The sequence below is a fragment of the Stenotrophomonas sp. LMG 10879 genome (genome assembly GCF_002750935.1).
Taxonomy (GTDB): Bacteria; Pseudomonadota; Gammaproteobacteria; order Xanthomonadales; family Xanthomonadaceae; genus Stenotrophomonas; species Stenotrophomonas lactitubi_B.
The window spans coordinates 108,908-133,268 of record NZ_PEJT01000011.1 but is presented as its reverse complement, the minus strand read 5'-3'; the positions used below and the strand labels follow the sequence as shown (position 1 = coordinate 133,268).

Genomic DNA, 24,361 nt, shown 5'->3' with positions numbered 1-24,361 from the left:
GCACAGACTGCGGGTTGCGCGACCCTGCGTGCATTGGCGGACCACCTCGCGGCAGGTCGGGAAAAGCCGCGACGACGGCCAATGTTCATGGGAAAGCCCATCCACGCATGGCGTGGATCTACTGATCAGACACGACCATCGTCCCCGCGTAATCCGGTAAATCCACGCCATGCATGGATACAGCCCCGCCCCACGCACTCCAGTAGAGCCACGCCATGCGTGGATACGGCGCTACGTGGCGCGCGGCAGATCGTCCGGTTCGCGCACCAGCAACGTGCCGACGAACAGCGCGGCGAGCAGCACGGTCAGGCCGCCCCAGAACGCGGAATAAAACGCCAGGTGGGTGTTGAGCGGGAACACGGTGACCGCCAGTGCCAGCATCGCCGGCCGTGCACGCTCACGCGCCGCTGCCGGGGCGAAGCGCCATGCACGCCATGCCTGCGCCACCGCCGCCAGCCACAGCAACAGACCCAGCACACCGGTTTCGGCAAGGATTTCCAGCACGATCTGATGGGCGTGCAGCGCCGGCATCGTGCCCCACACCGCCGGCCCTTCATCCGCAACGCAATGGGGATAGGCATCGCGGAAGCCACGTGCACCGACACCATTGATCGGATGCGCTTCGATCATGCAGGCCGCCGCGCTCCAGATGCGGGTACGACCGGACAGTGCCTGTTCGACCCCGTCCTCGCCCCCATCCCAGGCCATTGCGGTGCGGGCCACACGCTCCCGCAGCTGCGGCACGCTGGCGGTCAGTACGCCTGCCGAGAGAACCCCCAGCAGCGCGAGCAGGCCCAGCCGCTTCCACCCCAGTTGGCGCACGCCGCTGTAGACAACCACCAGACTGAAGGTGATCCATGAGGCACGGGAGCCGGCCAGCAGCAGCACCACACCCACTGCAGCAGCGGCCAGCAACCAGCCCGCATTGCCGAAACGGCGCGCCACCGGCAACAACAGGAACGGCGAAAGGCTGGCCAGCACCTGGCCGAATTTCAGGTTGCACGGCCCAAGCGCCCCGCTGAGACGATCAGCCAGCGCGGCTTCTTCAGCCGGACACAATGCGTGGCCGCTGATGGCCAGCTTGATCTGCTGCAGCGACCAGAACCATGGGCTGGTACCTGCCAGTGCCTGCACCAGCGCGTCGAGCGTCCACAGGCCGGTGATCAGCGCCAACCCACCCAGGGTCAAGCGCCGCCGCTGCGGGGTAGCCACCGCGATCGCCACCAGCCACATGAAAGGCAGATAGCGCAGCCCGGCCGCCGCCTTGGTCCACGACGCCGACGGGTCCACGGCATCGAAGGCCGAGAACGCCTGCGGCAACCAGTAGCCGAGGAAGAGAATCGATGTCAGCGCCCACGCGGCCGGGCTCAGCAGATGCGGTCGATGCTGCACCCGGCGGATGACCATGCGTGCGGCGGCGTACAACGCTCCCAGGCCCAGCACCGTTTCGGCGATGCCTGGCAGCGGCCACAACGCGACGTAGGCCAGCACCCACCAGGGTGCCCAGCGGCCGGCGCGCTCGTCGCGCAGGGGCGGCGTGGCGTCAGCCAGCGAGGTCGGCATAAAGACGGAGGGTATCGCGCTGCATGGCCTGCAGGGTAAACGGGATACGACCCGGCAGTGATGGCGGCTGTGCCAGCAGGGCCAGCGCACGTTCACCCAGCAGTTGCGCATTGCCCAGCGGCACGGCGCCACTGGGCTGCAGCTGCTGCAGCAGTTCGCCGACGCCGCCGTGGTCCCAACCCAGCACCGGCCTGCCGACCGACAACGCTTCGACCACGGTGCGACCGAAGGCTTCCGGCTTGTCCGACAGCTGCAGCACCAGATCGCTGGCGGCGTACGCCTGGGCGATGCGCGCGGTCGGCGTGCTGATGTGCACGGTGTCGGTCACGCCAAGCAGGTCTGCCTGCTTGCGCAGCTCTGCCACATAGGCTTCGCGGCCAGGCTCGTCGGTGCCCAGCATCCACAGCTGTGCCGGCACGCCTGCTGCACGGACATCGGCCAGCAACTGCAGCGCGTGGACGTGCCCCTTCAGCCGCGTGCCGCGACCGGGCAACAGCAACAGCGGTCCATCGACCTGGGCCAGCCACGGGTAGTCCGCCGCCAGCGCCAGCCGCGGCCGCCGATCGGCGCGGGCCACACGTGGGAACTGGCTGACATCCACCCCGCGCGGGATCACCTGCAGCCTGGCGTGCGGCACCGTCGGGTAATGCGTATGCACGTAGTCGCGCACGCTGTTGGATACACAGATCACGCGTTCGCCGCTGGTCATCACCGCGCTGTAGCGGCTGGGCGAATTCAGCCCATGCACGGTAGTGACCCAATGCGGGCGCTGCGCCGGCTGCATCGCACGGATCGCGTACAGCCCCAGCCACGCCGGCAGGCGCGAACGGGCATGGACGATGTCGGCGCCCACATCGGTGAAGAGGCGACGCAGGGTCGGCAGATGGCGCAACGTCAGCAGCGACTTGCGGCCGATATCCAGGGTCAGGTGTTCGGCACCGCTGTCGAGCAGCGGCTGCACCAGGCGACCACCGGCCGACACCACCAGCGCGCGATGGCCGGCAGCGACCAGGGCCGCGGCGATTTCAAGGGTCGAGCGCTCGACACCGCCGGAGTGCAGCGCCGGCAGCAACTGCACCACGGTCAATCGGCGCATCGAGGGGGCGGCCGCTTAGTCGGCCAGCACGAACACGGCGCCGCAGTAAGCACACTGCGCTTGCCCGTTGGGCTCGTCTTCGATCGGCAGGTACACCCGCGGATGCGAGTTCCACAGCGCCATTTCCGGAGTCGGGCAGCTCAGCGGCAGATCGCTGCGGTGCACGGTGTAGCGCTTTTCGGCGTTGGCGGGCGCGGTGGCGGTATGGCTCATGGCGGATGTCGATGAACGGATTGCGAGGCCTGCGATTCTAGCATCTGGGCCCGGCAAACACCGTGCGCTGCGTGGCCGCTGCGCGCGGCGGCCAGCTTCCAGCCTTCGCCGATGCTGCCCCGCGCGACCGCGCTGACCCTTTGGCGCCGGCGCGGCCCTGCCCTGCGGCGGGAAATCCCCAAGCAGGCCAGTCAGTTCCGCGCAGAACCGGCCGCCGTTCGAATTTCCCGCATTTGGATCGAACTAAATGGCACTTGTCAGGGCGCTGCCCGCTGTTGCAGCATCGGGTCCGATCCATTCCTGACCCGATCGCATGGCCCGCCCCCCACCGGACCTGCATCGCCTCCCGACTGCCCTGCGGCGGACGGGGCGATGCTGTCCGTGGTGTTCGCCGATGCGGGTTCTGCCTGCCGCCTGCCCTACCGGGAGACCCTGCATGACCCTGTCCGATCCACGCCGCGCCCTGCTTCCGCTCGCCCTGGCCCTGGCCTGTGCGACCACTGCGACGCCGGTGCTGGCGCAAGGGCTGCAGACCTCCTTCGAGCCGGGCGAGCCGGCACCGGCCAGATCCGCTGGCGCGCTGTCCGTCGAGGTCGGCAGTGGCCCGGGCGCGCCGTACGCGGCCAAGCGCAATGTCGGCTACAGCGGCCTGCATGCCTTGCACTACAGCGCCAACGGCGGCCAGGCACGCCGCGAACTGTTCAAGACCGATGTGCCCATCGACGCCGACACCACGTTGTCCTGGCTGGTACTGCCGGAGATCGTTGGCAAGGACACCGTGGCCTCCACCTATGTGTCGCTGGACCTGCTGCTGGACGATGGCAGCCGCGTCTCCGCCAGCGGCGCGCGCGACCAGCACGGCGTGGCGCTGGGCGCACAGGCGCAGGGCGATTCGAAGACGCTGTATCCGCAGCAGTGGGCGCGCAAGGCGGTACGCCTTGGCGATGTGCCCGCGTTGAAGGGCCGCCGCGTGATCGGCATCGAGCTCGAGGTGGCCAGCGCCGATGGCGCGCCCGTGTCGGGCTGGATCGACGACGTGCGCCTGGACGTGCAGCCACGACAGGCACCGCAGCGTGTCTCCGACTGGGTGTTGACCACGCGCGGCACCCAGGCCAATGGCACTTTCTCACGCGGCAACAACTTCCCGGCCACCGCTGTACCCCACGGCTTCAACTTCTGGACGCCGGTGACCGATGCCGGCGCACTGAACTGGCTATACCGCTGGAACGAGCAGAACGATGCGAACAACCGGCCGCAGCTGCAGGCGCTTGCCCTGAGCCACCAGCCCAGCCCGTGGATGGGCGACCGCCAGACCTTCCAGGTGATGCCCTCCGCCACGCGCGGTGTGCCTGAAGCTGATCGCAGCAAGCGGGCGTTGTCCTTCGACCGCGCGCAGGAAAGCGCGCGCCCGTATCGGTACGACGTGCGCTTCGACAACGGCATCGCCGCATCCATCGCCCCCACCGACCATGCCGCGCTGTTCCGCTTCGATTTCCCCGCAGGCGGCGACGCCAACCTGCTGTTCGACAACGTTGATGCGCGCGGCGGACTCACCCTTGATGCCGCCACGCAGACGCTATCCGGCTACACCGATACCCGCAGCGGCCTGTCCAACGGCGCCACCCGCATGTATGTGGTGGCCAGCTTCGACAAGCCGTGGCGCAGCAGCGGCCAGATCGGTACCGGCCGCCCGACCGGCTACATCAAGTTCGACGCAGGCAGCGAGCGCCGGGTGACGATGCGCATCGCCACCTCGCTGATCTCCATCGAGCAGGCACGCCACAACCTGGCGCTGGAAATCGCCGCAGCCGATACGCTGGAAAGCGTGGCCGGGCGTGCACAGGATGCGTGGGACGCGCGCCTGGCCCGCTTCGACATCGGCAACGCCAGCGACGACCAGAAGACCACGCTGTACTCCAGCCTGTACCGGCTGTACCTGTACCCCAATTCCGGCCACGAGAATGCGGGCACCGCCGCCGCTCCGGATTGGCGCTATGCAAGCCAGGCCAGCGCCGCCGATGACAACACCGATGGCAGCGCAACGCGCAGCTTCGCACCGGTGCGCGACGGCAAGGTCTTCGTCAACAACGGCTTCTGGGACACGTTCCGCACCACCTGGCCGGCGTATGCGCTGTTCACCCCGGATGATGCCGGGCAGCTGGTACAGGGCTTCATCGAGCAGTACCGCGCCGGTGGCTGGATCGCGCGCTGGTCCTCGCCCGGCTACGCGGACCTGATGGTCGGCACCAGTTCGGATGTGGCCTTCGCCGATGCATGGCTGAAGGGCATCGGTGGCTTCGATCCCGAAGAGGCCTATGCCGCAGCGCTGAAGAACGCCACCGTGGTGCCGCCGGACCGCCATGTCGGCCGCAAGGGCATGGACCGCTCAACGTTCCGCGGCTACGCCAGCGCCGACGTGCACGAGGGCATGTCGTGGACGATGGAAGGGGCGCTCAATGATTTCGGCATCGCCAACATGGCCGAAGCGCTGGCCAAGCGTGCAGGCACGCCGGCCGCGCGCGAACGCTACGCCACCGAAGCCGACTACTTCCGCTACCGCGCCGCCAGCTACGCGACGATGTTCGATCCGGCCGCCGGCTTCTTCCAGGGCCGCAAGGCCGATGGCAGCTGGCGCCTGGATGCCAAGGACTATGACCCGCGCGTGTGGGGCCACGACTACACCGAATCCAATGGCTGGACCTTCGCCTTCACCGCCGCCCACGATGGCGAAGGCCTGGCTGCGCTGTACGGTGGCCGCGACAAGCTGGCCGCCAAGCTCGATACCTTCTTCGCCACGCCGGAAACCGCCGACGCCGCGTTCGCCGGCTCCTACGGTGGCACCATCCACGAGATGACCGAAGCGCGCGACGTGCGCATGGGCATGTACGCGCACAGCAACCAGCCGGCACACCACATCCCGTGGATGTACCTGTATGCCGGACAGCCGTGGAAGACCCAGCAGCATGTGCGCGGGATCCTGTCGCGGCTGTATGTCGGCAGCGAGATCGGCCAGGGTTATCCGGGCGACGAGGACAACGGCGAGACCTCGGCGTGGTACGTGCTGGCCTCGCTGGGCCTGTATCCGCTGCGGATGGGCGCGCCGGAATACGCGATTGGTTCGCCGGCGTTCCAGCATGCGCGCGTGGAGCTGCAGGGCGGTGCGGTATTGACCGTCAATGCGCCGCAGAATTCGCGTGAGAACGTGTACGTGCAGTCGCTGAAGATCAACGGCAAGCCGTGGACGAAGACCTGGGTGCCGCACGAAGTGATCGCCAAGGGTGCGACCCTGGACTTCGTGATGGGCCCGCAGCCGTCGCGCTGGGGCAGCGGCGTGGATGATGTACCGCGCTCGCTGACCGCCCGTGGCCAGCGGCCGCACCTGCTGCACGACCTTCTGGGCAGCGGCGCGCAGGCAACGCTGGCCGACGGTCGCGCCCTGCCCGCGCTGGTGGACGACGATGCCACAACGGCGGTGCCGCTGGGTGGTGGCGCGACCATCGCGCTGAGCCACGTGGGCGATGGCGTACCGACGATGTACACGCTGACCAGCGGTGACGGCGCTATCCGCGGCGGCGAATGGACACTGGAAGCACGTACCGGCAACGGGCGCTGGGTAACACTGGACCAGCGCCGCGGCGAAGATTTCACCTCGGCCCGGCAGACCCGCCCGTTCCGTATCGCTTCGCCCTCACGCTACGCCGAGTACCGTCTGCGCCTGGCTGCGCCGGGGCGCCTGCAGCTGGCCGAGATCGAACTGTTGGCGCCCTCCCCCCTACAATGACGTCCATGCGCCTACGTTTCCTCCCCCTCGCTCTTGCCGCCCTTGTATTTCCAAGTCTCAGCCAGGCACAGCCGCAGACCCAGGCCTTCGATGGCCAGGTCAGCCGTGACGGGGTGACCCTGTACTACCAGGATGCTGCCGGTGCGCTGGCCGCGCCGGTACGCAAGCGCATCATCGATACGTTCTACTTCGCCTACCTGCGCGAGCGTGCGGACTTCCGCCCGGCCGCGCCGAACGAAGTGCGCATCGTGATCGATCCGGCGTACAACGGCGTCGCCTTCGTCGGCGACAAGGACAAGGCCAGCACCATCACCATCAATCCGGGCTGGCTGGTGCAGCACCCGGATGACATCGATCTGGTGACCCACGAAGCAATGCACATCGTGCAGGGCTACCCCAGCTACGGCGACAAGCGCGTGCCGGGCTGGCTGGTGGAGGGCATCGCCGACTACGCGCGCGATCGCTACGGCATGAACAACGCCGCTGCCGGCTGGGCGTTGCCGGACAAGCTGAGCCAGGGCCAGACGGTGGAAAGTGGCTATCGGGTAACCGGTGCTTTCCTGAAGTGGGCCGAAGCGGCGCACCCGGGACTGGTGCTGGCACTGGACAAGGATCTGCGCGACGGGCGCTATGCACCCGCGCTGTGGCAGAAACACACCGGCAAGACGCTGCCGGCGCTGTGGACGGAGTTCGCCAAGCCGCGCTCCCCGGCCCCTGCGCCGCCGCCCGCGCGACGCGCGAAGCGGCGGTAAGTTCGACGCTGCCGGGGCGATGCCCCGGCGGCCTTCAACGCGATTGCACGAAGCCGGCGTACAGCGCGAACAACTGCTGGAAATACCGCTTGCTCACTCGACTGCGCATGACACTGCTCCGCCCATGGAAAGTTGGTCGGGCCCAGGGTGGGAAGGCCGGTCCGGTCCCTTCCCACGGCCAGGCCGCGTGGGCGTATTGGGCCGCAGCGAGGTTGCAGGGCGATTACCGGGCGGCTGCAGTTCTCCGGTAGCGCCGGGCCACGCCTGGCGGAATGCGAGAAGCGCCGCGCTGCGCGCTCGCCGGGCATGGCCCGGCGCTACCCGATCCGGTTTCCGCTGGGCGGAAACAGAAACGCGCCCCGCGGGGCGCGTTTCTGCAGATCGCAGCGGAACGAAGGCTTACGCCTTCTTTTCCGCTTCGATCTGCTTGCGGATCTGCGCATCGACGGCGGCAATCGCGGTCATGTTCAGGATCCGGCGCGAGGTCGCGCTGGTGGTCAGGATGTGCACCGGCTTGTTCACGCCCATCAGGATCGGGCCGATCGCCACGCCATCGGTGAACACGCGCACCAGGTTGTAGGCGATGTTGGCCGCTTCCAGGTTCGGCAGCACGAACAGGTTGGCACGGCCCTGCAGGGTCGAGCCCGGCAGCAGCTTCTGGCGCAGGGCTTCATCCCATGCGGTGTCGCCCTGCATTTCGCCGTCCACGTTCAGACGCGGGTTGCGCTTGAGCAGCAGCTCGCGCACCTGGCGCATCTTCAGCGCATCCTTCGAATCGTGGCTGCCGAAGTTGGAGTGCGACAGCAGTGCCACCTTCGGCTCGACGCCGAACAGCTTCATGCGGTACGCCGCCTGCAGGGTCGCTTCGCACAGCTGCTCGGCGGTCGGGTCTTCCTGCACGTGGGTGTCGACGAAGAAGAACACACCCTGCTGGTTGATCACGCCGGTCATCGCCGAGGTCGAGGTGACCTTCGATTCCAGCGGCAGCACGCTGCGCACGTAGCCCAGCTTCTTGTGGAAGCGGCCGACGATGCCGGTCAGCATCGCATCGGCTTCGCCACGGGCCACCATCACCGCGGCGATCAGGGTCGGGCGCGAACGCATCAGGTTCTTGGCGGCGGCCACGGTGACGCCACGACGGCCGGTCAGGCCGTGGTAGTACTGCCAGTATTCGTTGAAGCGCGGGTCGTCATTGATGTTGGTGACTTCAATGTTCTCGCCGATCTTCAGGCGCAGGCCGAGGCGCTCGATGCGCGATTCGATCACTTCCGGGCGACCGATCAGGATCGGGTGTGCCAGGCCGTCGTCGACCACGTTCTGCACCGCCTGCAGCACCACTTCCTCTTCGCCTTCGGCATACACCACACGCTGCTTGTCGCTGCGCGCGCGGTCGTAGACCGGCTTCATCATCAGGCTGGTGCGGTAGACGAACTGCGACAGCTTCTGCCGGTAGGCTTCCATGTCGGCGATCGGACGGGCGGCCACGCCCGAATCCATCGCGGCCTGGGCCACGGCAGCCGACAGCTCCACCAGCAGGCGGCGGTCGAACGGACGCGGAATCAGGTACTCGCGGCCGAAGCTCGGGGTCTCGCCGCCATAGGCCGAGCCCATGTCGGTGGCGGCGCGACGGGCCAGCGCGGCGATAGCACGCACGCAGGCGATCTTCATTTCCTCGTTGATCGCGGTCGCGCCGACGTCCAGCGCACCGCGGAACAGGTACGGGAAGCACAGCACGTTGTTGACCTGGTTCGGGTAGTCCGAACGGCCGGTACCGATGATCGCGTCCGGACGCGCAGCGCGCACCAGTTCCGGCATGATTTCCGGGGTCGGGTTGGCCAGCGCGAAGATCACCGGGTCCGGCGCCATCGTCTTGACCATCTCGGCGGTCAGGATGCCCGGCGCCGACAGGCCCAGGAAGATGTCCGCGCCGTCGACGATCTCGGCCAGGGTGCGCTTGTCGGTGTCGCGCGCATAGCGCAGCTTTTCCGGGTCCAGGTCGGTACGGCCGGTGTGGATCACGCCCTCGCGGTCGAAGGCCAGGATGTTCTCCGGCTTCAGGCCCAGCTGCACCAGCATGTTCACGCAGGAAATGCCGGCCGCGCCCATGCCCGTGGTCGCCAGCTTCACTTCTTCGATCTTCTTGCCGGTGATCGCCATGGCGTTCAGCACCGCGGCGCCGACGATGATCGCCGTGCCGTGCTGGTCGTCATGGAACACCGGGATCTTCATGCGCTCGCGCAGCTTGCGCTCGACGATGAAGCACTCCGGTGCCTTGATGTCTTCCAGGTTGATGCCGCCGAAGGTCGGCTCCAGCGAGGCGATGATGTCGACCAGCTTGTCCGGGTCGTTCTCGTCCACTTCGATGTCGAACACATCGATGCCGGCGAACTTCTGGAACAGCACGCCCTTGCCTTCCATCACCGGCTTGCCGGCCAGTGCGCCGATGTTGCCCAGGCCCAGCACCGCGGTGCCATTGGAGATCACCGCCACCAGGTTGCCGCGGGCGGTCAGCTCGCTGGCCTGCTGCGGATCGGCCTTGATCGCTTCACAGGCGTACGCCACGCCCGGCGAATACGCCAGCGACAGGTCGCGCTGGGTCAGCATGGGCTTGGTAGCGGAAACCTTGATCTTGCCGGGCGGAGACATCCGGTGGTAATCGAGGGCGGCCTGTTTGAAATCTTCGTTGGACATCGATGTGGGTTACATGAATGGGCAGAAGGGACAGGGGATCATACCCCCGTTGGAGCGGTCGGACCTGTCGCTATGCTGTCGCAGTGATGCTGCGACCGCACAATTCCATGGCGTATGCGACGTTATCAGAGCACAGCTTCGACAGCCGTGGGACGCCTTGAAACGCTGCGGGGCCGTGCCACTGTCGTGACCGGCCCCGCAGTACCACACACCCGGATCAGCCCTTGGCGGGCAGCGCCTCGGTCATTGCCAGCGGCACGGCGTCGACCGGCGGCGGCAGTTCGCTTTCGCGACCATCCAGCGCCAGCTTCAGACGGTCGCGGTCCAGCGCGCCTTCCCAGCGCGACACCACCACCGTGGCCACCGCGTTGCCGATGAAGTTGGTCAGCGAGCGGCATTCGCTCATGAAGCGGTCCACGCCCAGGATCAGCGCCATGCCGGCCACCGGCACTTCCGGCACCACCGCCAGGGTGGCGGCCAGGGTGATGAAGCCCGCACCGGTGACGCCAGCGGCGCCCTTGGAGCTGAGCATGGCGACCAGCAGCAGGGCGATCTGGTGGCCCAGGGTCAGTTCGGTGTTGGTGGCCTGGGCGATGAACAGCGCGGCCAGGGTCATGTAGATGTTGGTGCCGTCCAGGTTGAACGAGTAACCGGTGGGGACCACCAGGCCGACCACCGACTTGCTGCAGCCGGCACGCTCCATCTTCTCCATCAGCGACGGCAGCGCCGACTCCGACGAGGAGGTGCCCAGCACCAGCAGCAGCTCGGCCTTCAGGTAACGGGCCAGCTTGAACACCGAGAAGCCACACAGGCGGCAGACCACGCCCAGGATCACCGCAACGAACAGGAAGGCGGTGAGGTAGAACGAGCCGACCAGCCAGGCCAGGTTGACCAGCGAGCCGACGCCGTACTTGCCGATGGTGAAGGCGATGGCACCGAAGGCACCGATCGGCGCGGCCTTCATCAGGATGTGCACCAGCTTGAACACCGGGGCGACCAGCGCTTCCAGGAAGTTCTGGATCGGCTTGCCCTTCTCGCCCACCGAGGCCAGCGCGATGCCGAACAGCACCGCCACGAACAGCACCTGCAGGATGTTGCCGTCAACGAAGGCGCTGAGCAGCGTCTTCGGGATGATGTCCATCAGGAAGCCGACCAGGGTCAGGTCGTGCGACTTCTCGACGTAGCTGTGCACCGCGGTCTGGTCCAGCTCGGCCGGGTTGATGTTCATGCCGGCGCCGGGCTGCACCACGTGCGCCACGATCATGCCGACGATCAGCGCCAGCGTGGAGAAGAACAGGAAATACGCCATCGCCTTGGCGAACACCCGGCCCACCGTGCGCAGATGGGTCATGCCGGCGATGCCGGTGACGATGGTCAGGAAGATCACCGGGGCGATGATCATCTTCACCAGGTTGATGAAGGCATCGCCGAGCGGCTTCATCTTCTCGCCGATCAGCGGCTCGTAGTGGCCGAGGACAGCGCCCAGGACGATCGCCACGATCACCTGGAAATACAGCTGGCGGTAGAGCGGCAACGGCTTGCTGGGCACCGGTGCAGCGGTCGGGATGTGCATGGCGGACTCCGGAAGGGGCGTTTTCAGGCACGTACGGCCCCGGAAGTGCACGGGAACCGTTACCGTGGAAACTGATCGCACGCCCCTGGATTGCAGGCGCGGGGTGCGACCAATGGACGCCTTTGTACGCGCCACGCACCGCCGCGCAGATAACCTATTGGTACTAGCCCCCCGGTTCAGGTGGCTGCGCTGCCTACACTGGCGCCGCACCGCTGATCGCGGGGATGCCGGTGGCCCGACCTGAACGGCCGGGCGCGTCATTGCGAAAGTTCCGGCCATTGCGGCCGTTGTTGTCCTGTCCACACGCATTCTGAGAGAGCCGCACCACCCATGCGCCCGATTCCCACCTTGCTGGCCCTTTCCCTGGCCGCCCTCCCCGCCTTCGCATCCGCTGCGGATTTCGACAACTGGCCGACCAAGTACGCCTTTGGCGACGGCACCGAACTGGCCGCTACCGCCAACATCGCCTACGACTACAACGACTTCTCGTCCGCCAGCGGCATCGAGGATGACGACGCGGTGCGCCGCAAGGAATTCGGCGCGACCCTGAAAAAGAAGGGCGTGTACGACGCGATGGTCTACTACGACTTCCAGGCCGACACCTGGCTGGACGTGTTCGTGCGCTTCGAGAGCAAGGCGTTCTTCGGTCGCGATGTCGGCCGTTTCCGCTTCGGCTACATGAAGACCCCGGTCGGCCTGGATGCCAACACCTCTTCGCGCGCCGGCAGCTTCCTTGAGACCGCGCTGCCCGTGCAGGCGTTCTACGCAGGCCGCCGTACCGGCGTGGAATGGGTGCTGGAGCGTCCGCAGTACCTGCTGCAGGCCGGCGCCTATGGCGGCAAGGACCTGCAGGGCGACAACCCCGGCACCACCCAGGCGGTGCGTGCGGTGTGGACGCCGGTGAAGGCACCGGGCGATGTGATCCACCTGGGCCTGGCCTATTCGCAGGAAAATCCGCGCGGTTACCATGATGGCCGCGACGTGCATCATGAAGCCAGCGCGCGCCTGCGCGCCCGTCCGGAAGCCGGCCTGACCGACATCCGCCTCGTCGATTCCGGGGCCCTGGTCACCGCTGACCAGATCCGCCGCACCGGCCTGGAAGGTATCTGGATCCGCGGCCCGTTCTCGCTGCAGGCCGAAGCGCTGCAGGCCACCGTCACCCGCAATGACGGCAAGCCCGATTACACCGGCCACGGCCAGTACGCGATGGCCAGCTGGGTGCTGACCGGCGAATCGCGCCCGTACAACGCCGGCGCCGTTGCCAACATCAAGCCGGCGCACGACTACGGCGCGGTGGAACTGGTGGCCCGCTACAGCCGCCTGGACCTGGACGACGGCAGCATCCTCGGCGGCCGCCAGCACGACCTGACCCTGGGTGCGAACTGGTACCTGACCAGCCACTTCAAGTTCCAGGCCAACTACGTGAAGGTCGACGCCAGCCGTCGCGGTGTGCACAGCACCCCGGAGATCTTCGAACTTCGCGCGCAGATGCACTTCTGATCCCTTCCACGTGTCAGATCCCGGCGGGCGTGTACACCGCGCCCGCCGGCCCTGCGTAGACTGCCGCCATGTACTGGCTCAGCCGCCACCGCCTGCAGTTGCTGACCGTTCTGGTGATGGTGGCCGGCACCGTGCTGTGCGCGGCCGCCGCCGGCCACTACGCCTGGCGACGCGCGCTCGGCACGGAAAGCGCACAGGTGCAGCGCCAGCTGCAGCTGTATGGCCAGGGGCTGCAACAGCGCATCGACCGGTTCGGCACCCTGCCGCAGGTGATGGCGCTGGATCCAGACCTGCAGCACGCACTGCGGGTACCGCCCTCGCCCGCCGAGCGGCAGCGCCTGAACCTGAAACTGCAGCGCGCCAACCAGGTCACCCGCACCTCGACGCTGACGCTGGTCGGCCGCGATGGCGTGGCCGTGGCCGCCAGCAACTGGGACCAGCCGACCAGCAACGTCGGCGAGGATTACAGCTACCGCCCGTACTACCAGCAAGCACTGGCCCATGGCCGTGGCCGTTTCTACGGCATCGGCATGACCACCGGCGTGCCCGGCTACTTCATGTCCGAAGCCATCCTGGATGCCGACAGCCAGCGCATCGGCGTGATCGTGATCAAGATCGAGCTGTCCGCACTGGAACAGGAGTGGTTGAACAGCCCGGACGTGGTGCTGACCAGCGACAACCACGACGTGGTGTTCCTGGCCAACCGCGATGCATGGCGCTACCGCCTGCTGCGCCCGCTCGGCGCGGAGGAACGCAACGAGATGCGTGCGGCGCGGCAGTATGCCGATCGCTCGCTGCAACCGCTGCGTGCACGCACCGAAGATGTGCTGGCCGATGGCGGCCGCATGGTCCGCCTGCTCGACCCGGCACTGCCGCAGGCAATGCTGTGGCAGACCCTGGCGCTGCCCGACGAAGACTGGAGCCTGCATCTGCTGCACGACGCCAGCGCGGCCACCAGCGCGGGCCGAGGCGCGGCCGTGGCCGGCGCCGCCGCATGGCTGGCACTGGGTTTCCTGGTGTTGTTCGTGCAGCAACGGCGTCGCTTGTCCAAGCATCGCCAGCGCAGCCGGCGCGAGCTGGAAACCCTGCTCAAGCAGCACGCGCAGGAGCTGCGCACCGCCCAGGACGGCTTGTTGGAAGCGGCCACCGATGCCGACGTTGGCTTGAGCCGCAGCCTCGAACATCTGCCACAGGGCGTGGTGGTGATCGACAAGGAACAGCGTCTGGTGGCGTGGAATTCTCGCTATCTGGAACTGTTCCGCTTCCCGGCCGGGCTGGTGCGGGTGGGCCGCCCGATCGAGGAACTGTTCCGCTTCAACGCACGTCGTGGTCTGTTGGGCCCCGGCCCGATCGACGAAGCCATCGAACGCCGCCTGACCCACCTGCGCAGCGGCCGCCCGCACATGCGCGAGAGCGAGAAGGACGACGGCACGGTGCTGGAGATCCGCGGCAACCCTTTGCCCGATGGTGGCTTCGTCACCAGCTATGCCGACATCACCAGCTACAAGAACGCCGCACGCGAACTGCGCTCGCTGGCCGATGCGCTGGAACACCGCGTAGCCGAACGCACGCAGGATCTGGACGAAGCCCGCCGCGAAGCCGAACAGGCCAACCGTTACAAGACCCGCTTCGTCGCCTCGGCGGTGCACGACCTGCTGCAGCCGCTGAACGCCGCACGCATGTTCGTGTCGGTGCTGCGCGGCAAGCTCAGTGACCCCGCGCAGCAGCAGACCAGCGACCATATCGACGCCGCGCTGGCGGCGCAGGATGCGATTCTCAACAGCCTGCTGGATATCTCTCGGCTGGAATCGGGGTCGTTGCAGGTCCGCGTGCGCGCTTTTGCGCTTTCGCCTTTACTGGAAACCCTGGCGCGCGAGTTCGGCATCGCCGCACAGAGCCGTGGCCTGCAGCTTGACTGGGTTGACACCCGCGCGGTTGTGGTCAGCGACGAAGCGCTGCTGCGGCGCATCCTACAGAACTTCCTGTCCAATGCGCTGCGCTACACGCCACGTGGACGCGTGCTGATCGGCTGCCGGCGTGCAGGTGACCAGCTGCGCATCGAGGTGCATGACCAGGGCCCGGGCATTCCGGAAAGCCTGCAGGGCGAGATCTTCGAAGAATTCCGCCGCCTGAACGACGGCGTGGAGCAGGAACGTGGCGCCGGCCTGGGCCTGGCCATCGTCGAGCGCATCGGCCGCCTGCTCGGCCACCGCATCAGCCTGCGTTCCACGCTGGGCAAGGGCAGCGTATTCGCCGTCAGCGTGGCACTCGGGCGTGCCGACGAGGTGATTGCACCGCCCGGCGGCGCCGGTCATCGCGACCGAGCCGTCTGATGACAGCCCGCTGCGGCAATGTCGGGTATGGAGCATCGATGATGACCCGCATGTCTGCGCGGCGACCCGTGCCCTGCTGGAACGCTGGGGCTGCAATGTGGAACTTGCCGACGGCCCGCAGGGCGCGGTGGAAATCGCCAGCGCGTTGAACGTGCCGCAGCTGTTGCTGCTGGACGTGCGCATGGGGCAGTGGCACGGACCGGACCTGTATGAAGCGCTGTGCACGCTATGGCAAGCGCGGCCGCCGGTGATCCTGGTGACCGCCGAGCGCGATGATGCGCTGAAGGCGCATGCTGCCGAGAACGGTTGGGGCTTCCTGCTCAAGCCGGTGCGGCCACCGGCGCTGCGTGCATTGATGACGCAGTTGCTGTTGCGGCATCGCGGGTAAAGGTGCTGCACCATGCGAGGACCATCGGCCGCTCTTTGAGACGAGGCTGAAAAGCGATCGCCCCCATGGATAGAGGATGGGCATAGTCTGAACAGCAGACGAGCCATTGCCCTACTTACCACCGTTGCTGAAGATCAGAAAATTGCATGACCGGGCCAATCGGCCAGCCAGACCAGAGGCATTGATCGTGCCCGTTTCTCCCGTACCTCCTGCATCCACAAGATATTTCAGCCCGATCGTGGCGACGCTTCTCGGCCTTTGCTGCAGCGGATGCATCGATGGAAAATCATCGAAAGAAGATGGGAATCAACAGACAACTACAGAAGAAAGCAGCATCAGCCAGCGTCATCCAGACACAACAGAATCAGCCAACCCGCGTGGCCGCACCATATCGAATCAGCGCATTTCGGCGTCGGCCAGGAATAGTACGGAACGCACATCCGAGTACCTTCAGGTCGAGTCTGGATTCATGCAGAACAGAGGCATCTCAAGCCAGACTGCTGAAGACCTTCTGCGGTCCAGCCGTAGTACCTATGAAGCAATCGATCGCATGACCATCGACGCAGCATCCAGCCCGGATGCGCAGGACCTGGCCAAGCACTATCGATCGTCTCTCATGCGCGCAATGGATCAGAACGCCGTTCTTGAGCGCCTTGCGTGCGGCCTGAGCATATGCATTGGTATCGCTCGAGCCCGAAGCAATGCCGATCACCAGGCATGGGGCCAGAGGCTGGCGTCAGACCGATCGTCTCCCACATACAGCTACGCGGAAGTATCTGAGGGTATCGGTGCGGGATACGAGAACAGATTCATGTTCTCTACCGATCCGGAACTGAATTCGATCAGCGGAAACTGATCCAGGAAGCGGAACAGAATCAACAACGACCTGATACACGGGTCAATTCAATGTCCTGCCGCGATCAGCCATCCATCCCAGCGCGCGCATCACCTTCGGGCTCCAGCGCCTTCACCAACACTGCCGCTTGGGTGCGGCTGTGGCATTCAAGCTTCTTCAGGATCGCGGTGACGTGCACCTTCACCGTGTTCTCGGCCAACCCCAGCTCATAGGCAATCTGCTTGTTGAGCAGGCCGTCGGCCAGGCACAGCAGCACCCGGAACTGCTGCGGCGTGAGCTGCGCCAAACGGCTGGCCAGCAGCGCGTCGGCCTCGGAACGCTCGGCGGCCATCGCCGGGAACCACAGGCCACCATCGAGTACCGCCTGCACCGCCTCGCCGATGGTTTCGGCTGGGGCCGACTTCGGGATGAATCCGGCGGCGCCGAACTGCTGCGCGCGGCGGATCACCCGCGGATGATCGTTGGAGGACAGGATCACCACCGGAATGTCCGGGTGCGAACCGCGAACGTGCAGCAGCGCGGAGAACCCATGTGCACCGGGCATGGTCAGGTCCAGCAATACCAGATCCACATCGGGCTGTGCATCCAGCGCCGCGGCCAATGCTTCGGCGCTGGCGACCTCGCGCACCTGCGCCAGCGGCAGGCTCTGCCGCAACGACTGCACCACCGCCGAACGCAGCAGCGGATGGTCATCGGCGATCAGGATGGTGTATTCGCTCATGCGGCCATTGTACGGGCAGGCCGGAGCCTCAGCGCCCCGCCGGCTCCACGCTGCTGCGCCAGGCATCGAGGAACTGGCGGCGCTTGAGCGCATCCAGGTAGACCAGCAGGCCGGGGCCGAGCTGGATCGGGCGGCGGCTGCGGCCGGGCGCTTCGCCGCCGCCTGCATCGCCGCGCACGATCGGCATCAGCCGCGCCTCGCGCGCGAGCACCTGCTGGCCGCGTGGCGACAGCAGATAGTCGAGGAAGCGTCGCGCTTCCTGCGGGTGCGCTCCGGTGCGCGGAATCACCGCGGTACGCAGCACCACCAGCGTGTAGTCCTCCGGCTCGACGATGGCCAGCGGTGCGCCCGCGTCGATACGCGCCTGCGCATACGAGCCCAGCACGTTGTAGACCAGCGACAACTGGCCGCTGGCCACCTGGTCCAGCAGCACGCCGGTGCGTTCCTCGCGCACCACCGCGTTGTCCCCCAGCGCGCCCAGCAGGGCGCCGGCGATGCTGCCGCGCTGGGCATCCTGGGTCGCCAGCAGGTAACCCACGCTGCTGCGTTCGATGTCGTAGGTGCCGACCTTGCCGCGCAACGGCGTGCCTTGCGCACGCAGCAGGTCCAGCAGCTGTCGACGTGTGTGCGGCACTTTCGCGGCCGGCAGCCTGCGGGTGTTGTAGACCATCACCACCGGCTCGTAGCTGATGCCGAACGCCTCGCCACGCCACTGCGCCCACGCCGGCAGCGCCTGGGTCTGCACCGAGCGGTGCGGCAGCGCGTGGCCGTCGTTGACCAGCTTGGTCTGCAGGTCCATGCCGCTGGAGATCAGCAGATCCGGCGACGCAGGTCCGGCGCGGTCATGCAGGTAACGCGCGTACAGGTCCTGGGTGATGATGTCTTCGTACACCACCTCGCTGCCCGGATACAGGCGCTGATAGTCGGCGATGACCTCGGCGAAGACCTCGATATCGGTGGTGCCATGGATGCGCAGCTGCGCGGTGGCGGTGCCCTGTGCGGGAAAGCGGCGTACATCGCCGGGCGCAGCGAGGGCCGGCACGGCCAGCAGCAGGGCAACAACAGCGGCAAACAGGCGGATCATGTGCTGCTCCGGGGCAGGCGGATGGTGGCGACCAGACCGCCCTGCGGTCGATTGCTGAGGTCGATCTGGCCACCATGGCTGTCGACCACCCGCTTGACGATGGCCAGGCCAAGGCCGGCACCGCCGGAGGGCGCGCCCTCGCCCCGTGCGAAACGCTCGAACACGCGTTCGGCATCCACTGCGGCGATGCCCGTGCCGTGGTCGGCGATGGTCAGCACGGCCTGCCCGCCCTCAGCGGTCAGCGCGATCTGCAAGGGACCATCGCCGCCATACTTAAGCGCGTTGTCGACGAGATTCTTGATGGCCTCGCGCAGCAGCAGCGCGTCGCCGTGCACCTGCACCGGCTCGGCCGTCATCGCCAGCTGCACGCGCGGGGTGGGCCCGGCCTGCGGCAGCGCTTCGTGCAGCGCCTGGTGCACGGTCTCGGCCAGGTCCACGGTGGCGAAGCGCTGCAGATGTGATCGATGGATCACGCTGGCATCGCTGAGCAGCTGGTTGAGCAGGCGGCTCATGTGAGTGGCATTGCGCTCGATCGCCAACAGGCTGCGCCGCATGTCCTGCGGATCGTCGTCGTCCAGCGCCAGTTGCGCCTGCGCACGCAGCGCGGCCAGCGGCGTGCGCATCTGGTGCGCCGCCTCGGCCATGAATGCACGCAGGGTTTCATTGCTGCTGGACAGGCGTTCCATGAAGCGGTTCAGCGCTGCCACCATCTGGTCCATCTCGCGCGGCACGCGCGCATCCAGCGGCTTCAGGTCGGACGGTTCGCGGCGTGACAGCTCGCGCTCGACCCGCACCAGCGGCCGGAACGCGCGGTGCACGCCGAAGGCCACCAGTGCCAGCAGCAACCCCGACAACACGCCAATCGCCAGCAGCGCGCGGTTGACCAGCTCCTGCGCCACCGCTTCGCGCGCACGCCGGGTCTGCCCCACCTGCACCTGCACCTCGCCCTGCGCGGAGGCAGCGGCAAAGCTGCGGCCGACCACGACGAAACGCACGGTCTCGCCGCTGTAGGGCACATCGAACAACTGCGGTTGCGTGCCCGGCCGACGCGGCGACGCGGGAAGATCGCCGTAACCGGTGATCAGGGTGCCTCGGCTGTCGGCGACCCGGTAGAACACGCGGTCCTCCGGCGCCATTGCCAGCAGGTCCAGCGCGGCATAGGGAAGGTCCACCTGCCACTGGCCGTCCACCAAGGCCACCGAATCGGCGATGGACAGGGCCGAGGACACCAGCAGATGGTCATAGGAGCGGTTCGCCGCGCGTTGGCCGTAATCGCGTGCAGCAAACAACAACGCCACCGCGAATACCGCCAGCAACGCGCCCAGGTACAGCAGCAGGGTGCGCCGCAACGAGCCCGGTGCGGCGTTCGCAGCGCGTGCGTCAGCCATCGGCGTCGCCGCTGCCGTCGCTGGCTTCGAGCAGATAGCCGACGCCACGCACGGTGGTGATGCGCAGCGGCGCGCCTGCCAGCTTCCTGCGCAGGCGGCCAACATACAGCTCGATGGCGTTCGGGCCCGCTTCGTCATCGAAGCCGAACAGGCCATTGCCGATCTCATCCTTGCCCACGACCTGGCCGATGCGCCCGACCAGGATCTCCAGCAGGCGGTACTCGCGGTTGGGCAGCTCGATCGGTTCGCCATCCAGGGTCACCCGGTGCGCAGCGTTGTCGAACTGGAAGCCGCCGATCTGCACCACTTCGCTGGCCTGCCCGCGTGCACGTCGCAGCAGCACGCGGCAGCGCGCCTCGAACTCGCGGAAATCGAACGGCTTGCCCAGATAGTCGTCAGCACCGACATCCAGCGCCTGCACGCGATCTTCGATGCCATCGCGTGCGGTCAGCATCAGCACCGGGGTGCTGTCGCCACGCTCGCGCATGCCGGCCAGCACGCGCAGCCCATCCAGTTTGGGCAGGCCGATATCCAGCACCACCAGATCGAAACTCTGGTAACGCAGCACGCTGGCAGCGGCCAGACCGTCGGCCTGCCAGTCCACCGCGTGACCACTGCGGCGCATGCGACGGATGATCGCATCGGCCAGGTCCGGGTTGTCTTCGACCAGCAGCAGGCGCATGGGCGGGGGCGTGAGGGGGGAAACGAATGCTACCGCATGGCGCCGCTGCGCTCGCCGGGCATCGCCCGGCGCTACCGATGCTGACCTGTTCCGCCGGGCGTGGCGGCGCCACCGGGTGCATCGTCGCGGGGTAGCGCCGGGCCATGCCCGGCGAGCGCAGCGGCGGTCTTTACGCTGCACCGCACAAACCGCTGACAGGACGATGACAGCTTGCGCGACACAGACTGCGGCCGCGCACCGTCCGGTGCCCACGATTGCCGCGCGCCTGGCGTGCACCTGGGAGGGTTTGTGGAATTGAGCATTGCCTGGCGGCGTCCTGCCGCCATGATGGCCTTGGCTGCGCTGGCCGCGCCGGCCTTCGCCGCCGAAGACGACCGTCCGGTCACGGCCACCCTTGGCGGCCGTCTGCACCTGGACTTCGCTACCTTCGACAACGACAACCGGGGTACGCCGAACAAGGATGACACCGAGATCCGTCGCGCCTGGGTTGACGTTTCCGGCAAGTTCTTCGTGGTCGACTACAAGCTGGAAGCCGATTTCTCCGGCGACCGTGTCGAGGCCAAAGACGTCTACCTGAGCCGCAGCTTCGGTGATGCCGGCCGGCTCACCGTGGGCCAGTTCAAGCAGTATTTCTCGCTGGACGACCGCACCGGCTCCAACTACGGCAGCTTCCTGGAGCGCGGCAACGCCGGCACCACGCTGGCACCGCTGTACCGGCTGGGCGCCTCGTGGCAGGCCAATCCGGGCGATTTCACCTGGGCAGCCAGCGTGTACAGCCTGGAAAGCATCGATGCCTGGCAGGTCAAGGGCCGCGCCGCCGGTGGCCGCGTCACCTGGGCACCGGCCCCCAGTGAGGGCGACGTGCTGCACCTGGGCCTGTCGCTGGCCCGCGAGGCCTACGACAACCCGGGCGGCAACGGCACGCCGGGCCTGAAGATCCGCCCGCGGCCGGCCGGCCACCTGTCCGACGAAAGCCGCCTGACCCTGGTCGATTTCTCCGCCGGCCGCGATACCGACGTCAACAAGTGGTCGCTGGAATATGCGCAGGTGCGCGGCCCGCTGTCATGGCAGGGCGAGTTCAGCGGCGCCACCTTCGATGATGGCGCCCAGCGCGGTGATGTGATGGCCGCCTACGGCATGCTCAGCTGGTTCGTCACCGGCGAAAGCCGTGCCTACGACCGCAAGACCGGCCGCTTCGCCCGGGTCAAGAACATCCGTCACAAGGCCGGTGCCTTCGAAGTGGCCCTGCGCTATGACCAGATGTGGGGCGCACAGCACCTCGATGGCCAACCCGACCTGCGCCGTGGCAGCACCGAAGGCTGGACGCTGGGCGGCAACTGGTACCTGCGCGACAACCTGCGCTTCATGCTCAACGTGATCGAAAGCCGCAACCGCGATCGCCTGGCCGGCACCACGGTGGACCGCACGCGCGCGGTCACCGGGCGCCTGCAGTTCGACTTCTAAACGTCAGCCCCTTCCACTTCCCCACATCCTGATTCTTCAAGGAGTCCGCAGATGATGCTGAGCATCCTCGGCTTTGGCATGGTCATTACGTTCATGTACTTGATCATGAGCAAACGACTGTCGCCACTCGTTGCCCTGATCACCATTCCCATCATCTTCGCCCTGATCGGTGGCTTCGCCGCCGGCATCGACGAAATGATGCTGGAAGGCATCAAGAAGATCGCGCCGACCGGCGTGATGCTGATGTTCGCCATCCTCTACTTCGGCGTGATGATCGATGCGGGTCTGTTCGATCCGCTGGTGCGGATCATCCTGCGCTTCGTCAAGGGCGACCCGATGAAGATCGTGTTCGGTACCGCCGTGCTGGCGATGCTGATCTCGCTCGATGGCGACGGTTCGACCACCTACATGATCACCGTGTCGGCGATGCTGCCGCTGTACCAGCGGTTGGGCATGAACGCGCTGAACATGACCTGCGTGACCATCCTCGCCGGTGGTGTGATGAACCTGACGCCGTGGGGTGGCCCGACCGCGCGCGCGGCCACCGCACTGCACGTGGACCCGGCCGATGTGTTCGTGCCGCTGATTCCGTCGATGGTGATCGCCTGCGCCGGCGTGCTGCTGCTGGCCTGGTACCTGGGCCTGAAGGAGCGCCGTCGCCTGGGCGTGGTGACCCTGCCCAAAGGCGGCAGCTGGATGGACAACAGCGTGTCCGACGACGGCAATACGCTGCCGACCGTGGAAGACGCAGAAGACACCAAGCGCCCCAGGCTGCTGTGGGTGAACCTGGCGCTGACCGTGGCCCTGATGAGCGCCCTCATCATCGGTGTGCTGCCGATGCCGGTGCTGTTCATGATCGGCTTCGCCATCGCGCTGGTGATCAACTACCCGAACCTGGCCGAGCAGCGCCGTCGCGTGGTCAGCCATGCCGGCAGCGTGCTGTCGGTGGTGGCGCTGATCTTCGCTGCGGGCATCTTCACCGGCATCCTCAACAACACCGGCATGGTCGAAGCGATGTCGCACAGCTTCCTGGCGATCATCCCCGACAGCTGGGGCCCGTACCTGGCGGTGATCACCGCTGTGGCGTCGATGCCCTTCACCTTCTTCATGTCCAACGACGCGTTCTACTTCGGCGTGCTGCCGATCCTGTCCGAGGCGGCCGGCACCTACGGCATCACGCCTGTGGAAATGGCCCGCGCGTCGCTGGCCGGGCAGCCGGTGCACCTGCTCAGCCCGCTGGTGCCGTCCACCTACCTGCTGGTGGGGCTGGCCAAGGTCGAATTCGCCGACCACCAGAAGTTCACCCTGAAGTGGGCGATCGCCATTTCGTTGTTGCTGATGATCGGCGGCCTGTTGTTCGGGCTCTATCCCTTCACGACCTGATTCCCTTATCAAGGAGCGTTCTGCAATGACTCTTCGCATCGCCTACGTCACCAGCGGGATGGGCAGTGTCGGCACTGCCATCTGCCAGAGCCTGGCCCGTTCCGGCCATACCGTGGTCGCCGGTTGCGCGCCCAACTCGCCGCGCAAGGCCAACTGGCTGCGTGAGCAGCGCGAGCAGGGTTTTGATTTCATCGCCTCCGAAGGCAACGCGACCGATTGGGCGTCGACCACGGCGGCCTTCGCCAAGGTGCGTGCCGAAGTTGGCGAGGTGGACGTGCTGGTCAACAACTCCGGCGGCAGCCGCGACCTGCTGTTCCGGCAGATGACGGTGGAGGACTGGAATGCAGTGATCGCCTCCAACCTCAATTCGCTGTTCAACCTGACCAAGCAGGTGGTCGATGGCATGGCCACGCGTGGCTGGGGCCGCATCATCAACATCGGTTCGGTCAGCGCCCACAAGGGCCAGATCGGCCAGGTGAACTACGCCACGGCAAAGGCCGCGATGCACGGTTTCAGCCGTGCGCTGGCCGCTGAAGTCGCCTCGCGCGGGGTCACCGTCAACACACTGTCGCCGGGCTACATCGCCAGCCAGGCGATCAGCAGCTTCCCGCCGGACGTGCTGGATCGACTGGCCGCATCCGTGCCGGTGCGGCGCCTGGGTCGCCCGGAAGAAGTGGCCGGCCTGTGTGCCTGGCTGGCTTCGGATGAAGCCTCCTACGTGACCGGTGCGGACTATCCGGTCAACGGTGGCCTGTACATGGGCTAGCGCTTTCCCACGCAGGGCGTGGATCTACTCCCCTCCCCCGGTAGATTCACGCCCTGCGCGGCTTCCCCCCGCGACGCCGTTCGTTGGTTTTTCGTAAACAAGGTTTCATGTTCCGTTCGCATAGTGG

Annotated in this window: 16 protein-coding genes and 1 pseudogene; 8 read left to right on the top strand and 9 right to left on the bottom strand. The window is 66.9% G+C overall.

Translation table 11 applies throughout. The features are described from left to right. Window positions 1-231: 231 nt before the first annotated feature. From CR919_RS16910 to CR919_RS16900, 3 genes are read right to left on the bottom strand one after another with little or no spacing between them, the layout of a single operon-like run. Window positions 232-1,563, bottom strand: a complete 1,332-nt coding sequence (locus tag CR919_RS16910; RefSeq protein ID WP_099820998.1) for an O-antigen ligase family protein — start codon at window positions 1,561-1,563, stop codon at window positions 232-234. After that, window positions 1,544-2,659: a glycosyltransferase gene (locus tag CR919_RS16905; RefSeq protein ID WP_099820997.1), complete on the bottom strand. Its 1,116-nt coding sequence runs from the start codon at window positions 2,657-2,659 to the stop codon at window positions 1,544-1,546. Before CR919_RS16905 ends, CR919_RS16910 begins: the two co-directional genes overlap by 20 nt. 15 nt (window positions 2,660-2,674) lie before the next feature. Next, window positions 2,675-2,872: a zinc-finger domain-containing protein gene (locus CR919_RS16900; RefSeq protein WP_025874129.1), complete on the bottom strand. Its 198-nt coding sequence runs from the start codon at window positions 2,870-2,872 to the stop codon at window positions 2,675-2,677. Window positions 2,873-3,308: 436 nt separating this feature from the next. On the opposite strand from CR919_RS16900, the gene CR919_RS16895 reads away from it, so the two are divergent. Next, window positions 3,309-6,653 (top strand): GH92 family glycosyl hydrolase, encoded by a 3,345-nt coding sequence (locus tag CR919_RS16895; protein WP_099820996.1) that lies wholly within the window; start codon window positions 3,309-3,311, stop codon window positions 6,651-6,653. After that, window positions 6,650-7,405 carry a basic secretory protein-like protein gene (locus CR919_RS16890; protein ID WP_099820995.1) on the top strand — a complete coding sequence of 252 codons (756 nt, stop codon included), beginning with the start codon at window positions 6,650-6,652 and terminating at the stop codon, window positions 7,403-7,405. The genes CR919_RS16895 and CR919_RS16890 overlap by 4 nt, the downstream gene beginning before the upstream one ends. Window positions 7,406-7,804: 399 nt before the next feature. Here CR919_RS16890 and CR919_RS16885 read toward each other — a convergent pair whose 3' ends face one another. Together CR919_RS16885 and CR919_RS16880 are read right to left on the bottom strand one after the other, a co-directional pair. Continuing rightward, window positions 7,805-10,096, bottom strand: coding sequence for an NADP-dependent malic enzyme (locus tag CR919_RS16885; protein ID WP_025874126.1), 2,292 nt, complete (start codon window positions 10,094-10,096; stop codon window positions 7,805-7,807). Window positions 10,097-10,313: 217 nt separating this feature from the next. Beyond that, window positions 10,314-11,669 (bottom strand): dicarboxylate/amino acid:cation symporter, encoded by a 1,356-nt coding sequence (locus CR919_RS16880; RefSeq protein WP_099820994.1) that lies wholly within the window; start codon window positions 11,667-11,669, stop codon window positions 10,314-10,316. A gap of 330 nt (window positions 11,670-11,999) precedes the next feature. Here CR919_RS16880 and CR919_RS16875 point away from each other — a divergent pair, with 330 nt between their 5' ends. From CR919_RS16875 to CR919_RS21100, 3 genes and pseudogenes are all read left to right on the top strand, one after another. Then, on the top strand, window positions 12,000-13,169 hold the full coding sequence (locus tag CR919_RS16875; RefSeq protein WP_033831977.1) for a porin: 1,170 nt from the start codon (window positions 12,000-12,002) through the stop codon (window positions 13,167-13,169). Window positions 13,170-13,237: 68 nt separating this feature from the next. Continuing rightward, a pseudogene (locus CR919_RS16870) lies at window positions 13,238-15,890 on the top strand (PAS-domain containing protein). 124 nt (window positions 15,891-16,014) lie between these two features. Continuing rightward, window positions 16,015-16,746, top strand: coding sequence for a hypothetical protein (locus CR919_RS21100; RefSeq protein ID WP_133119631.1), 732 nt, complete (start codon window positions 16,015-16,017; stop codon window positions 16,744-16,746). Between the two features lie 64 nt (window positions 16,747-16,810). Here CR919_RS21100 and CR919_RS16860 read toward each other — a convergent pair whose 3' ends face one another. The 4 genes from CR919_RS16860 to CR919_RS16845 are packed head-to-tail and all read right to left on the bottom strand — an operon-like array spanning window position 16,811 to window position 20,621. Further along, window positions 16,811-17,467 (bottom strand): response regulator transcription factor, encoded by a 657-nt coding sequence (locus tag CR919_RS16860; protein ID WP_099820992.1) that lies wholly within the window; start codon window positions 17,465-17,467, stop codon window positions 16,811-16,813. 28 nt (window positions 17,468-17,495) lie between these two features. Continuing rightward, on the bottom strand, window positions 17,496-18,551 hold the full coding sequence (locus tag CR919_RS16855) for an ABC transporter substrate-binding protein (RefSeq protein ID WP_099820991.1): 1,056 nt from the start codon (window positions 18,549-18,551) through the stop codon (window positions 17,496-17,498). Beyond that, a complete protein-coding gene (locus CR919_RS16850) occupies window positions 18,548-19,939 on the bottom strand; it encodes a sensor histidine kinase (protein ID WP_099820990.1) in 1,392 nt (463 codons plus the stop codon). The genes CR919_RS16855 and CR919_RS16850 overlap by 4 nt, the downstream gene beginning before the upstream one ends. Further along, entirely contained in the window at window positions 19,932-20,621 is a 690-nt protein-coding gene (locus CR919_RS16845; RefSeq protein WP_099820989.1) for a response regulator transcription factor, read from the bottom strand. The genes CR919_RS16850 and CR919_RS16845 overlap by 8 nt, the downstream gene beginning before the upstream one ends. 324 nt (window positions 20,622-20,945) lie before the next feature. Between CR919_RS16845 and CR919_RS16840 the strand changes: the two genes are divergently transcribed. Genes CR919_RS16840 through phbB form a run of 3 tightly spaced genes read left to right on the top strand, consistent with a single transcriptional unit; the run spans window position 20,946 to window position 24,234 of the window. After that, window positions 20,946-22,085 (top strand): porin, encoded by a 1,140-nt coding sequence (locus CR919_RS16840; RefSeq protein ID WP_099820988.1) that lies wholly within the window; start codon window positions 20,946-20,948, stop codon window positions 22,083-22,085. 54 nt (window positions 22,086-22,139) lie between these two features. Continuing rightward, the gene (locus CR919_RS16835) at window positions 22,140-23,468 is read left to right on the top strand and encodes a CitMHS family transporter (protein WP_099821020.1); all 1,329 of its coding nucleotides are present in this window, start codon (window positions 22,140-22,142) and stop codon (window positions 23,466-23,468) included. A gap of 25 nt (window positions 23,469-23,493) precedes the next feature. Further along, a complete protein-coding gene (phbB, locus tag CR919_RS16830) occupies window positions 23,494-24,234 on the top strand; it encodes an acetoacetyl-CoA reductase (RefSeq protein WP_025874115.1) in 741 nt (246 codons plus the stop codon). Window positions 24,235-24,361: the final 127 nt, after the last annotated feature.

Coding starts and splice junctions, on each gene's coding strand:
- CR919_RS16840 (WP_099820988.1), top strand. CDS start 20,946: ATGATGGCCTTGGCTGCGCTGGCCGCGCCGGCCTTCGCCGCCGAAGAC.
- phbB (WP_025874115.1), top strand. CDS start 23,494: ATGACTCTTCGCATCGCCTACGTCACCAGCGGGATGGGCAGTGTCGGC.
- CR919_RS16855 (WP_099820991.1), bottom strand. CDS start 18,551: ATGATCCGCCTGTTTGCCGCTGTTGTTGCCCTGCTGCTGGCCGTGCCG.
- CR919_RS16910 (WP_099820998.1), bottom strand. CDS start 1,563: ATGCCGACCTCGCTGGCTGACGCCACGCCGCCCCTGCGCGACGAGCGC.
- CR919_RS16850 (WP_099820990.1), bottom strand. CDS start 19,939: ATGGCTGACGCACGCGCTGCGAACGCCGCACCGGGCTCGTTGCGGCGC.
- CR919_RS16895 (WP_099820996.1), top strand. CDS start 3,309: ATGACCCTGTCCGATCCACGCCGCGCCCTGCTTCCGCTCGCCCTGGCC.
- CR919_RS16880 (WP_099820994.1), bottom strand. CDS start 11,669: ATGCACATCCCGACCGCTGCACCGGTGCCCAGCAAGCCGTTGCCGCTC.
- CR919_RS16835 (WP_099821020.1), top strand. CDS start 22,140: ATGCTGAGCATCCTCGGCTTTGGCATGGTCATTACGTTCATGTACTTG.
- CR919_RS16845 (WP_099820989.1), bottom strand. CDS start 20,621: ATGCGCCTGCTGCTGGTCGAAGACAACCCGGACCTGGCCGATGCGATC.
- CR919_RS16875 (WP_033831977.1), top strand. CDS start 12,000: ATGCGCCCGATTCCCACCTTGCTGGCCCTTTCCCTGGCCGCCCTCCCC.
- CR919_RS16905 (WP_099820997.1), bottom strand. CDS start 2,659: ATGCGCCGATTGACCGTGGTGCAGTTGCTGCCGGCGCTGCACTCCGGC.
- CR919_RS16890 (WP_099820995.1), top strand. CDS start 6,650: ATGACGTCCATGCGCCTACGTTTCCTCCCCCTCGCTCTTGCCGCCCTT.
- CR919_RS16885 (WP_025874126.1), bottom strand. CDS start 10,096: ATGTCCAACGAAGATTTCAAACAGGCCGCCCTCGATTACCACCGGATG.
- CR919_RS16900 (WP_025874129.1), bottom strand. CDS start 2,872: ATGAGCCATACCGCCACCGCGCCCGCCAACGCCGAAAAGCGCTACACC.
- CR919_RS16860 (WP_099820992.1), bottom strand. CDS start 17,467: ATGAGCGAATACACCATCCTGATCGCCGATGACCATCCGCTGCTGCGT.